We start from the raw sequence: 12,663 nt of genomic DNA, 5'->3' as shown, positions 1-12,663 counted from the left end.
CTTCGTTTTTTAATTTGATCGTAACGTCGCGCTTGGACATCACGTTACCGCCACGAACTTCTTCCAGCCATTCGTAGATATTGCCAGCGCCGATGACTCCGCGTTTCAGAGTGACGTCTCCGGTTTTGTGCAATGCCGGTACTTTGTTGACGTAATTAACGGCTGAATTACCGTTACGGTATTCGGCGACGGTGACTTCGGCGTTCAGGCCGGAGACTTCTGAGAAACCTCCAGCGACCTCACCTTCGGTACCGTCGTCCAGGTTGACCAGATAGTTAAAAACGCCATAAGGGGTTTCACGAAACTGTGCCATGATTTTATTCCTTCTTTAGTCCCAGCGGCTTCAGCAGAAGCCGCTGTCGGGATGAATATTGTTTAGCTATCGGCGGTTTTCTGACCGATGCGGAAAATCACAAACTCTGCTGGTTTCAGAGCGGCGACACCGACCTCACAAACCAGGCGACCGTTGTCGAGATCGTTCTGAGTCATGGTGCTCCGGTCACAACGCACGAAGTAGGCTGTTTTCGCAGTGCCCAGCAGGCGGCCGTTTGCCCATTCGTTGTAAAGGAAGTTTTCGATGGTAATCCGGACGTTGTCCCACAGGCGTTCGCCGTTAGGCTCGAAGACGACCCACTGAGTGGATTTCTCGATAGAACGTTCGAGGTACAGGAAGTAGCGACGTACATTGACGTACTTCCACTCAGGGTCACTCGACAGCGTGCGGCCGCCCCAGACACGATGACCACGACCAGCGAAAGAACGCAGGCAGTTCACACCGGCTGGGTTAAGCAGCTCCTGCTGGAACTGGTTGATTTCCTGAGTGAAGCCCAGTGCACCAATCACAGGTTCATTGGCTGGTGCTTTGTGCACACCGCGTTGAACATCTGTGTTGGCATAAACGCCGGCGATAAAGCCTGCAGGTGGGAGGTTCACGGTCGGCTGAGTGCCACGCGGGTCTGCAGCGACGACCCATGGGTAGTAAAGTGCCAGGCGGCTGTCGTCGAAATTGGAGCGGAATTCGCGCACCTCAGAAAGTGACATCCCTTCACGGCTGTCGACAATACCGACGCGGTAACGCATCTTGCGGCAGTGCTTTTGCATTTCCGCGACAATCGCCTGGTGATTTGTTTCATCGGCAGCGGCCGCCGGGCACATCACGATTGAAATGTCTTCGATATCTTCAAATGCTGCAAAGCCCGTGCTGCCGTTTACTTCGTCGGATTCACCACCGTAATTCACTGCAACCGGAGTGCTGCCATCATCGCCACCGGACAGGGTGATCAGATAGCGTGGGCCTTCAACGGACATCGGCCCTGGGTTCATTGCCCCTGAGTCGAACATGTTATAAAGCGCAGCAATGATCTGATCACCGGTGACACTGTTTGCCAGTGTGCAGCTGACGGGGCTGGTAAGCTCGTCGTAGCGCTTCGCAGGTGATGCACTCATGACATTACTCAGGCTGTTCTCAGCGTCCGGTGCAGAGGAAATGTCGGCGTAGGTGTAAATAACCGCGCCGTCGGCACCGCCATTGCGAACGTTAATGTTAAACGAACGCTGAACCATCATGGCGCGAACACTGCCGGGGGCTGCTGCCAGTGCGCTCAGGTAAAGTTTGATTGGGGCACCTACGACAGCAGGATTGCGCGAAGAGTCTTCGATTGTAAATTCGGTTCCTGCGGCGTTCAGCGTGCCGTAGAGAGTCGTCAATGTCCCCCAGTCGCCTTCATGAAATCCATTCAGTCCTGCGATCTCACTCAGAGAGAGCACAGCCTCGGTCCCGTCAGCAAGTGCACCGCTGGAGGGTCTGCGAGCGGTGACTTTGGTGAAGGTGACGCTGGTTGAGCCATCGTTCACCAGTCCTGCAGCTTCGAGACCATAATCGCCAACTTCAATATCCGTTACATCTACGCTGTCGCCATTCGTATCGGTAATCACTGCGAGGTCGTCGACAATTTCATACTGGCTACCGGCTTTACGAACGAGTCCGCGGAAATCAAATGGGTGGGCTCTTGCGGAGGTGTCTGCGGTGGTTGCTGTGTTGGTCAGGCCTGTCGCTTCAAGGAACACCACCTCACCGTCAGCGGGGGCGCTGGTGATCACAGAGAGCAGAAGGTTCTCACTGTCGCGCCAGTCCAGTTCCAGAGTCAGGTTACCCATGGCGCCGGGGAAACGGCTGGCAAAGGTGACATGGTTGTTAGTGTCAGTTGCTGAGGCGAATCCCGACGCAGGTGTGCTGAAGTTAGCAACCCGAGAAACAAACAGTTGTTTACCACCGCCATCGAAGAAGGCTTTGGCTGACAAAGCCGTGTGGTTCAGTACCGTTGAGCCAGAAAAACTCAGGTCCTGAACATCGCCGTAGATGCGGGTGAATTCAGCGAAGCTGGTAACAACCTCAGGCTTACCCCGCAGCGGACCGGTACGGGTCGGGCCTGCTATGGCGGCGACACTTGTGCCCACGCCTTCGATTGATTTGGAGCGAAAGCTCACTTCCTCTACAAACACACCCGGGGCTAAGTATTCAGGCATGGTCTTCTCCTTTCAGACGGGTCATACAGGTTTCAGGGCAAGAAAACTCCTGCCATCAGACCGCAGGGTTAAAATGTCACCGGGTACTACTGAGAATCCGATGGTTTGGGAAAAACTGGTGCTGTTCAGCTCGCCAACATCAAGCGAGCTGAAGGTGTCGGGGTCAGCGGGAACTTCACTGTCAGTGTCGAGCCTGCCGACTACTTCGAGGGTAGCGCTGTAATCACTCACGCCTTCCGGTAATGGTGGAAGACGAAGGAAGGGCAGTAACAAGTCGCCATGTTGATCTGTCTGTCCCCGGTAGGTTTGTGATCCCAACCCGGGGATGGCGACGGTTACTGTCACAATTGCCCAAGGAAGCGCTGAATCGTCCGCGTCGCGTGCCAGCGTCATACGAAGTCCGCCGGCAGAGTTAAAACGCACGGAAACCGGCGAAGGGTAGAGCACAATCGCATGCCCGGTCGGAGGGGCATCGCCAACGGTCAGAGAGAAGGTGCGCGGCAGAAACATGCCCTTGGGGGCACGAGCCACACCGGCAAATGTGTAGGTGCCTGCGGTAGCAAAATCTTTATCGCCTCCGGTTGGTCTGCCTGAGACAAATGAATCAATCGAGTGTCGCCATAGGACAGTCTTTCCTGCGCCTTCGCGAATATGAAGGTCAGAAGGCTTTTCAGTAATTTCGGTGCGGATCTGACCGTTGACTCTGCGCATGGCAGACACGCTTTCAGCAGAGCTGCCATCGAGCCAGAATATCTGGTCACTTCCGTGCAGAATGGTGGATTCGAGTACATTCACCGAGCGCATCAGACCGTTCCTCCTGATATAACCCGCGTAATCAACGGACTGCCTTCCGTGCGCTGAGGCTGCAATCTCAAGCGAACGGTTTTTGCAACGTACGCCATAGTGGAGGTGTAAGGGGATTCAAAAACATCCCAGATTCTCATCAGGTCTTCGGTCGATGTATCTTCGGGAATGATGGTCAGAATTTCTGACTCTCCCCACTCTGAGTCTGCCGTTTGCAGGTGAGAAATATCAAGCTGAGTCTGGTTGGCAAGCTCCACTATCGCCCAGCTCATCAGGTCTGCTTCAATGGCGGCGCTGTTCGCATTGGCGATCAGCAGGAAATGCAGATTCAATGGCAGCTCGGCACTGGCATCGGATGTATCAGTGCCCTTCGGTGCAAAGTATCGGCTGCGACCGTGATCATCGATGGTCATTCTGTGGAGATAAATACCCAGCAGGTTGCCGGTCAGCCGGTTAGCAATATCAGCACTACCGAGTACTTCGACTTTGGCATTTGTAGGGCCATCGCTAAGCTCACTGGGTAGACGGCTTTTAAAAAACGCCTCCAGTGCGGTCAGAACGCCTTGTACTCCCTTGTACGATGCCATGCAGTCTCCTTTGCTGCGTTACCGACCAGTTCAGAAGGTCTGCCTCTATGGTCGGGCAAAGATAGAAACACGGTAAAAAATAAGGGGTCAAGGGCTATTTGGACTATGGCGACATTGCCTTGAAGGCGCAATATGACTAGTTGTTTTGATGTCTGAATAACCTGAGTAATTGTTTATCAAAACACACTTTTCAGGACTGATTACTGGTCAGTATTCCGGGTTACGAATATATTTCTCTAAATTAATCAGATGCTTGCTATAAAAGGAATGTCATCCCTTGGGTGAGCCGCTTCTCAGACTCCCAGATCCTGTTTTTCATTCTTCTATGCAAGATTCTTGTCTGTTTATTGATCAAAGAATGAGACGGTATGCGTCATCTATTTGTCATCGGGGAACAGGTTTTTTTTATATACTGGCGCTCAAAGTCTAGATGTTTTTTCATAATGGGCCAGAGACTGAAGGGCTCTTATCGCATTCGATGGCAGTTGCGTTACCAAGCTACCTATTGTTAAACGTGGTTGAAATTTCACCAATTGCACCTATTTAAGAAGAGTGTGGTAAAATTTCGCGCTTATTTTTTCTCTGCGCTTTGTGATCTGAGCGCTTCACCGTGATGAACTGATTCGATAGCCATGACTCTGACCCCGGAAAATGTAGTTCGTGAATACTGGGCCCGCAGCCAGGAACCCCGCAGTGACGCTGAAAAGGTGGCGCTGATAGAAGAAATCCGTGCACTCCTTAAACAGGAAGATGCGGCGATCGTGGCTCATTACTATACCGACCCTGAAATTCAGGCATTAGCCGACGCTACCGGAGGCTGTGTTTCAGATTCTCTGGAAATGGCTCGTTTCGGTCATGATCACCCGGCCAGTACACTTCTGGTCGCCGGCGTGCGATTTATGGGTGAGACCGCGAAGATTCTGAGCCCGGAAAAGCGCATCCTGATGCCGACACTGGAGGCAACCTGTTCACTGGATCTTGGTTGTCCAGCAGAAGAGTTTTCTGCTTTCTGCGATCAGCACCCTGATCGTACCGTCGTTGTTTATGCCAATACCTCGGCCGCTGTGAAGGCGCGTGCAGACTGGGTGATCACTTCAAGTATTGCTTTAGATGTCGTCCAGTATCTCCACGATCAGGGCGAAAAACTGATCTGGGCGCCTGATAAGCACCTGGGGTCTTACATTCAGAAGCAGACCGGTGCAGACATGATCCTCTGGGACAGCGCCTGTATCGTTCATGACGAATTCCGCTCCAAGGGTGTACAGGATCTCAAGAACGTACACCCGGATGCTGCAGTGCTGGTGCATCCTGAGTCACCAGATGCGGTGGTCGCTCTGGCCGATGTCGTTGGCTCGACCAGTCAGTTGATTGCTGCAGCACGTGACCTGCCAAATGACACTCTGATTGTCGCTACCGACAAAGCCATCTTCTATAAGATGCAACAGGAAGCACCGGGCAAGTTGCTGATTGAGGCACCGACGGCGGGGAATGGTGCGACTTGCCGAAGCTGTGCTCATTGCCCGTGGATGGGGATGAACCAGCTGGAAAATATCCGGGACGTTCTTAAAAATAGCGATCAGGAAGTTCTGGTCGATGAAGGCATCCGCCGTAAAGCAGTGCGGAGCCTGGACCGCATGCTCAACTTCCGCAAGCCTGTCAGCGCCGCCTGACGGCTTCAGCCTCGTGGTGGACGCAACAGGGCGTCTACCGCTTTTAACCTCTCTTTTAATGCCAGTTCCCGCTGCAGGTCGTTGGCTTTCTCTGCCTGTCTGATGGCATTCCGGAGTTGCTGGGCGGCTTCCAGATTTCTTCCTGTTGTGAAGTAGTATTCGGCGAGCGCTCGGGAGGCGAGAATCAACTCGCCTTGCTTGCTCGCATTCTGACTGAGTGCCTCCCAGAAGGCGGGAACGTCAGGGTAAGTCTCGGTCAGCTTCCGTAGGACTCGGGTTGCCTCGCTGTAGTTACCGCTTTCTGCAAGCAGGTCAGCGTAAGCACTTTCAAGTGGGAGGTTGTTGGGATGAAGCTTTCTGAGCGATTCCAGTGCCGCCCGGGCGCGCGCCGGCTCACCTGCGGAGGCCGTGATACGTTGATCTAACACCTTAACCAGAAGATGACTCTGATCTGCCAGAGCCAGTTGCTCCGCAGCTTCCGCGTACTGGCGTTGATCATGATGCAAGACGGCAATCATGTAGTTGAGTGCGTCCGCTTCTGTACCACTGGCGTCTTTGAGACGTTCTTTCAGCTCGGTCATGGCACCATCGCCAAGTTGATATCGGGTTTCTGCGCTGAGTTTCAGTATACGGAAGCGGAAGCTGGCCGATGGACTGACGCTGCGGAAGGCGCCAGCCCGGCCTGCGGCATCCGCGACCCGGGTTGCTGTCAGTGGGTGGGTCTGAAGAAATTCGGGGGCTTCTCCACGATACCTGGCAGCATCGAGCATATTCTGAAACATGGCGGGCATCGCTTCAGGAGAGAAGCCAGAGCTGACCAGCGTCGACATGCCAAGCCGGTCTGCCTCACGTTCAAACTCTCGGGTATAGGCCAGCTGATCCTGAACTGCGGCAGCCTGCGAGGTCATAATTCCAGCAATGCCTGCTTCGCCATTGCTGGTTGCGATCAGGATCAGACTGGCCAGCAGTGTCGCCAGTGTTACAGGGTCTCGCTTTCGGGCGGCTTCGACCTGGCGCGCGAAATGTCGTTGACTGAGGTGAGCAAGTTCGTGAGCGAGTACAGAAGCGATCTGATCTTCATTGTCAGCGTACAGGAGTAGGCCATAATTAATACCGACGATACCACCGGGTACCGCAAACGCATTGAGTTGAGGGCTGTCGACCGTGACAAGGTGCAGGTCACTGATTTGTATGTCAGAGTCGGGAACAAGCTGATAAATAAGATCGTGGAACCACTCGAGAAGAACCGGGTCATCCAGCGTCGGTGCCTGGGATCTCAGGTTTCTGAGCCAGCTCTGACCCAGGGCCTTTTCTTCCTGCAGGGAGATCAGCCCAGAGGTAGCATCGCCGAGAGACGGCAGTTGCTGAGCATCCTGTGCTGATACATGTTGCACCGGGCTATAGGTGGCGCAGAGGGTTACGCCCAAAGCAGATAGCCAATTCCTGATGTTCAATGCCCATTCCTGTCTGTTGTCACTGGTTATGTCGCCTGATATTGCCTGGTTAGCACCGCAGTCTTATCGTGAAGCGATAAATTTTTCGACTGATTTCAGCGTCTTAGGTTCATTGTCGCGGTTGTTTCCGTATAATCTGAGCACGACAAACCCTGATACAAGTGTCTAACCCCATGACGCCTGACTCGACTCTCGACGCGAGCGGACTTCAGTGTCCCATGCCTCTTCTTAAAACTAAGCTAGCCCTGCGTGATCTGTCACCCGGACAAGTACTTGAGGTGATGGCAACAGATGCAGGTAGCCTGGTCGATATTCCGCGTTACCTTGAGAAGAGCCCTCATACTTTGCTGAGTCAGAGTGAGGCGGACGCCGATCGTTACATTTTTCTGATTTCCTGCGGAGTATGACATGTTAAAGGTCGTAAAAGGGTGGATAGATCGTTACTTTTCAGATGAAGAGGCATTAGGGCTTCTCTTTATTCTGATCACCCTGATGCTCGTCATCATGTTGCTCGGCAACGTGTTGGCCCCCTTCCTGACAGCGCTTGTGATTGCCTACCTGCTGCAAGGGACGATGAATTATTGTAAGGCGCGTGGTCTCAGTCACCTTACCGCGACCATCGCCGTATTTCTGTTGTTCATGGCTGTGATGCTTACGCTGCTTTTGATTATTCTGCCCGCGACATGGAACCAGCTGATTCAGTTTATATCTGAAGTGCCGCGAATGGCCTCGAAAGGGCAGGAACTTCTTCTTTTGCTGCCTGAACGTTATCCAGAGCTGGTATCCGTTGAGCAGGTAAAAGAATGGACGAAACAAGTGGGAGATGAAGTCGCATCGCTAGGACAGCTGGCGGTTAGCTTCTCTCTGACAGGTATCACAGGTTTGATGGCGGTATTAATCTATTGCGTACTGGTGCCGATTCTCGTGTTCTTCCTGTTGAAAGACTCGACGCAGATTCTCACATGGATTACCGGCTTTCTGCCTGCGAAGCGCAGCCTGCTTAAAAATGTCTGGTCCGAAATGGACGAGCAGATAGCTAACTACATCCGTGGTAAAGCACTTGAGATCGTGATTGTCGGCGGCGTTACCTACATTGCGTTTGTTATTCTGGGCCTCAATTATGCCGCTCTGCTGGCGATAGCCGTTGGCTTCTCAGTGCTCGTGCCGTACATAGGTGCTGCGGTGGTGACCATACCCATTGCGCTTGTCGCTTATTTTCAATGGGGCATAGGTGATGAGTTCACCTGGGTTCTGGTTGTGTATGCCATTATTCAGGCCCTGGACGGAAACGTTCTGGTTCCATTACTGTTCTCTGAGGTTGTAAACCTTCACCCAGTGGCAATCATTGTTGCGGTGCTGGTCTTTGGTGGATTATGGGGCTTCTGGGGCGTATTCTTCGCTATTCCGCTGGCGACACTGTTTAAGGCGGTATTACGTGCATGGCCGGTTGCTCTGTCAGCTGGTACAGAAGAGGCACAGTGAGCGTGATAAATTGGCTGGCTCTGACCCCCGGGCTGACTTGTCAGAGATACCGGGCACCTTTAGACTTGCGCCCCTTATCACCACGTAATGCCTCGTATAACAATAAATCAGGAGATAGGTAACTATGATTACCGGTAGTATCGTTGCTCTTGTTACTCCAATGAACGCTGATGGCTCAGTAGATTGGGAGAACCTTGATCGATTAGTTGATTTTCACGTCAAGGAAGGGACGGACGCCATCGTCGCGGTCGGTACGACTGGTGAGTCGGCGACTCTTGAAACGGACGAACACGTCGCGGTTATCGAGCGCGTAGTAAAAACAGCAGCAGGGCGTCGTCCGGTGATTGCAGGTACCGGTGCGAACAATACCTCAGAAGCGATTGAGTTGACTCAGGAAGCGAAGCGCGTTGGCGCAGACGCTTGCCTGCTGGTGACACCTTATTACAACAAGCCTCCACAGCGCGGTTTGATTAAGCATCATGAAGCAGTAGCGGCGGCGGTTGATATCCCGCAGTGGTTGTACAATGTGCCGGGCCGTACCGGTATTGATATGCTGCCAGAGACGATTGCTGAGCTTGCCAAAGTGCCGCAGATTACGGCGGTGAAAGAAGCCACCGGCGACATGGATCGTGCGCGCCAGCTGATCGATCTGGTGGGTGACCAGTTAGCCGTTTACTCGGGCGATGACGCAACCGCTTACGAGCTGATACTGCTTGGTGGTAAAGGCAACATCTCTGTGACCGCCAATGTTGCGCCCGCAATGATGCACGAACTCTGTATGCTGGCCCTGGATGGTAAAGCAGACGAAGCTCGTGAACTGAATGAGCGTATGATGCACCTGCATAACGCCATGTTCGTAGAAGCGAACCCAATCCCTGTTAAATGGGCTGTTGAGCGCATGGGGCTGAGTGGCTCAGGTATTCGCCTGCCACTGGTAACCCTTGATGAACGCCTGCAGCCAAAAGTAGAGCTGGCTCTGAAAGACGCTGGCATCATCTGACGGAAAACAATGCGACTAATTCTTCTCTCTGCTCTGGCTGTATTCTCAACAGGATGCAGCTGGATTCTCGGCGACAACCAGGCGCTTTCGTATCTCGATGCTCAGGAAGCTGCTGAAACGCAGGTCCCTGAAGGAATGACCCTGAACACATACGATCGCTTCCCTGTGCCTGATCTGGAAGGCAATCCGGGGCCGGGGGAAGAGTTTAAAATTCCTGTTCCAGCACCCCTGACCGTGGCTCGCGAGGATTCTGAGCCAACGTCGTTGAGTGATTTCAAACGCGAGTTGAACCCACGCTTTGTGCGTGATGGCGCGGGCACTCTGACGTTGCAGATTGATGCGCGCTTTGCTCTCTCCTGGTCGCGCGTCGCTGATGCTCTGGCGGCCACGGATGTTAAGCTGACGGACCTTAACCGCAGTATCGGTACTTACTTCCTTGAGTTGCCAAATCCTGCGGCCGAGGAAGATGACCGCAGCTGGTGGGGACGTCTGTGGGGTGAGAAAATTGAAGAGGTTCTGCCGTACCAGCTGAAGATGGTCGAAGCCGGCGATGGTGTTTATCTGACTCTGCAGGAAGATGCAGAAACGCTTGCGGAAGACAGCCTGACGCGGGACCTTCTGACACAGGTTAAACTCCAGCTCGAAAAGTGAGATTTCGTTCTTTAGGCAGTGGCAGTCGTGGTAATGCCACTCTGGTTGAGTTCAATGCGCAGGCGCTGTTGATTGACAGTGGCTTTGCCAGACGCACCATGCTCCAGCGCCTGACTGAAGCGGGTGTTGAACACGGCGCTCTGAAAGCTGCCTTTGTTACTCATGAGCACAGCGATCATGCCAAAGGCATTCAGTCGCTGTGTGAGCATCTGAATATCCCTTTCTACGCCTCGTTTGGAACTGCACGCCGCATGGAATGGACTGGCCATTCTCTGTGGCGTTGTCTGGTCAGCGATAAACCGGTAGATGTTGCCAGTATGCAGGTGACGCCTGTCGTCGTTCCTCACGATGCACATGAGCCTCTGCAATTTGTTATTCAGAGTGCAGAAGGGCGGCGCCTTGGTATATTATCCGACCTCGGATCACTGACACCGCACGTTGTGAACAGCTATCGTGATTGCCATGCGCTTCAGGTTGAAGCTAATCATGATCCTGTGATGTTGGCGAACGGCCCATACCCACCGAGCTTGCGAGCACGTGTCGCCGGTGCTTATGGTCATCTCAGCAATGAACAGTGCGCTGACTTTATTCGCCGGGTAAAATGGCCCGGATTGAAGCATGTGTCTGCTGGGCACATCAGCGAAAAGAACAATGACCGGAACCTGGTAGCTCAGGTTCTGGCTGAAGCAATTGGTTGCTCCCCTCAGGACGTTCCCCTGCTGTCGCAGGATGAAATGTCAGACTGGGTTGCACTGAACGATTAAAACCGACCCTCATTCCCGGAGAAACCCATGGAAAAACGCGAACTTCTTTATTCAGGCAAAGCCAAGTCTGTTTTCACAACAGATGATCCGGACTACATGGTGCTTGAATTCCGTAATGATACTTCCGCGTTTGATGGTAAAAAAGTAGAACAGCTGGATCGCAAAGGCATGGTGAACAATAAGTTCAATGCCTTCATTATGACCAAGCTGGCCGAGGCTGGTGTGCCAACGCATTTTGAAAAGCTGCTGTCAGACAACGAGTCGCTGGTGAAGCGTCTCGATATGATTCCTCTGGAGTGCGTTGTCCGTAACGTTGCTGCCGGCAGTCTGGTGCGTCGTCTGGGTGTGGAAGAGGGCATGGACCTGAACCCGCCAACGTTTGAACTGTTCCTGAAAAACGATGAACTCGGTGACCCTATGGTAAACGAGTATCACGCCCAGTCGTTCGGCTGGTCAGACGAAGCGACGATCAACAAAATGAAAGAGCTGACGTTTAAGGTAAATGGCGTTCTGAAAGAACTGTTCCTGAACGGCAATATGCTGCTGGTTGATTACAAGCTTGAGTTTGGCGTCTTCAATGGCGAAGTGGTTCTGGGTGACGAATTCTCACCAGACGGTTGCCGACTCTGGGATAAAGACACGCGCGAAAAACTCGACAAAGACCGTTTCCGTCAGGGCCTTGGTGGTGTTGTTGAAGCGTATGAAGAAGTCGGTCGTCGCCTGGGCATGGAATTTTAATCCAGGCACCAATCTCCTTATGTATCCGACAAGGCAAACCTTGTCGGATATTGCCATAACTATTGGCTTTTCATGATTCTCTGTGCACACTAAGGACGCTGGCGATTAGCCGGTGCTCTGGAACACAATAAATTACGGGAATAATTCATGAAAAAGACAGCACTTGCGGCTTTTCTGGTCGCGATGACTCCGGTCGCCGCTCAGGCTGACCTGCTTTTCACAGTAGGTGCTAAGGCAAACTCCTGGACTGCTGAACCTAGTGGCCAAGTAGATGATGGCTTATCCGCTGACAGCGAAACCAATGGTCTTGGTCTCGACTCTGATTCTGGCACTAATCTTACTGTGTTCTTCGAGCACCCTGTACCGGTTGTTCCAAATCTGCGTATACGCCAAACGAATCTTGAGTTGGATGGCAGTGGTACCATCGTCACTGAAGAATTTAATGGTATTCAGTATGCCGGCGAAGTAGATAGCTCAATGGACCTGAGCCATACAGACGCAACCCTTTATTGGGGCCTACCTCTGCCAGTGCCTTATGTTGATATTAACCTGGGTCTGACCGCTCGCATGTTTGGCGGTGACGTAATCGTTGATGGTGCCACCGTTTCTGGTTCTGGAAATCGTCGTGAAGAAGTCGAACTCGATTTCACCCTGCCAATGGGCTTTGTTGAAGCGCAGGTCGGCACGCCTTTCGGTATCTACGCCGCGGCAGAAATTAACGCAATCGGCTATGACGGTAATTCACTGACCGATACTGTTCTGACGCTGGGCTATGATCTTCCTGTGCCAGTGGTTGATCTGGGTCTTGAAGTCGGTCACCGCGCATTGAGCATGAAGACCAACAAAGACACCACCGATATTGAAACTGACTTTGATGTTTCAGGTATCTTCTACGGTGCGTCATTTGCTGTAGGTTTCTGATCGCATTGTTAATGTCGATCTGAGAAAAAAGCCGGGGCTAAGCCCACTGCTGTCCCACAGTTTTGG

General features: G+C 52.7%; 13 protein-coding genes. 8 read left to right on the top strand and 5 right to left on the bottom strand.

Annotated elements, in window-relative coordinates:
• The 4 genes from B2067_RS08770 to B2067_RS08755 form a co-directional block, all read right to left on the bottom strand.
• The coding region (locus B2067_RS08770; protein ID WP_301388153.1) for a phage tail protein at positions 1-313 on the bottom strand (313 nt) is incomplete at its 3' end.
• 62 nt (positions 314-375) lie between these two features.
• Positions 376-2,526 (bottom strand): phage tail sheath subtilisin-like domain-containing protein, encoded by a 2,151-nt coding sequence (locus B2067_RS08765; RefSeq protein WP_068435590.1) that lies wholly within the window; start codon positions 2,524-2,526, stop codon positions 376-378.
• A gap of 21 nt (positions 2,527-2,547) precedes the next feature.
• Complete coding sequence (locus B2067_RS08760) at positions 2,548-3,330, bottom strand: hypothetical protein (RefSeq protein WP_068435588.1); 783 nt, start codon at positions 3,328-3,330, stop codon at positions 2,548-2,550.
• A complete protein-coding gene (locus B2067_RS08755) occupies positions 3,330-3,917 on the bottom strand; it encodes a DUF4255 domain-containing protein (protein ID WP_068435586.1) in 588 nt (195 codons plus the stop codon). Before B2067_RS08755 ends, B2067_RS08760 begins: the two co-directional genes overlap by 1 nt.
• A gap of 632 nt (positions 3,918-4,549) precedes the next feature.
• Here B2067_RS08755 and nadA point away from each other — a divergent pair.
• Complete coding sequence (gene nadA / locus B2067_RS08750) at positions 4,550-5,587, top strand: quinolinate synthase NadA (RefSeq protein WP_068435585.1); 1,038 nt, start codon at positions 4,550-4,552, stop codon at positions 5,585-5,587.
• 5 nt (positions 5,588-5,592) lie between these two features.
• Here nadA and B2067_RS08745 read toward each other — a convergent pair whose 3' ends face one another.
• Complete coding sequence (locus B2067_RS08745) at positions 5,593-7,041, bottom strand: M48 family metalloprotease (protein ID WP_301388150.1); 1,449 nt, start codon at positions 7,039-7,041, stop codon at positions 5,593-5,595.
• Positions 7,042-7,214: 173 nt separating this feature from the next.
• Here B2067_RS08745 and B2067_RS08740 point away from each other — a divergent pair, with 173 nt between their 5' ends.
• From B2067_RS08740 to B2067_RS08710, 7 genes are all read left to right on the top strand, one after another.
• A complete protein-coding gene (locus B2067_RS08740) occupies positions 7,215-7,448 on the top strand; it encodes a sulfurtransferase TusA family protein (RefSeq protein ID WP_068435582.1) in 234 nt (77 codons plus the stop codon).
• Position 7,449: 1 nt separating this feature from the next.
• Positions 7,450-8,523: an AI-2E family transporter gene (locus B2067_RS08735; RefSeq protein WP_301388149.1), complete on the top strand. Its 1,074-nt coding sequence runs from the start codon at positions 7,450-7,452 to the stop codon at positions 8,521-8,523.
• A gap of 124 nt (positions 8,524-8,647) precedes the next feature.
• Complete coding sequence (gene dapA / locus B2067_RS08730; protein ID WP_068435579.1) at positions 8,648-9,523, top strand: 4-hydroxy-tetrahydrodipicolinate synthase; 876 nt, start codon at positions 8,648-8,650, stop codon at positions 9,521-9,523.
• Between the two features lie 9 nt (positions 9,524-9,532).
• The gene (gene bamC / locus B2067_RS08725; RefSeq protein ID WP_076516132.1) at positions 9,533-10,174 is read left to right on the top strand and encodes an outer membrane protein assembly factor BamC; all 642 of its coding nucleotides are present in this window, start codon (positions 9,533-9,535) and stop codon (positions 10,172-10,174) included.
• Positions 10,171-10,938 (top strand): MBL fold metallo-hydrolase, encoded by a 768-nt coding sequence (locus B2067_RS08720; protein WP_301388148.1) that lies wholly within the window; start codon positions 10,171-10,173, stop codon positions 10,936-10,938. Before bamC ends, B2067_RS08720 begins: the two co-directional genes overlap by 4 nt.
• Positions 10,939-10,965: 27 nt before the next feature.
• Entirely contained in the window at positions 10,966-11,676 is a 711-nt protein-coding gene (purC, locus tag B2067_RS08715) for a phosphoribosylaminoimidazolesuccinocarboxamide synthase (RefSeq protein ID WP_301377414.1), read from the top strand.
• A gap of 147 nt (positions 11,677-11,823) precedes the next feature.
• Positions 11,824-12,597 carry a TIGR04219 family outer membrane beta-barrel protein gene (locus tag B2067_RS08710; protein WP_301388147.1) on the top strand — a complete coding sequence of 258 codons (774 nt, stop codon included), beginning with the start codon at positions 11,824-11,826 and terminating at the stop codon, positions 12,595-12,597.
• Positions 12,598-12,663 lie beyond the last annotated feature (66 nt).

The organism is Thalassolituus sp. UBA2590 (assembly GCF_002339775.1).
In the GTDB taxonomy this organism is placed as follows: domain Bacteria; phylum Pseudomonadota; class Gammaproteobacteria; order Pseudomonadales; family Oceanobacteraceae; genus Thalassolituus.
The sequence above is the reverse complement of the archived record's forward strand: the minus strand, read 5'-3'. Positions and strand labels throughout refer to the sequence as shown.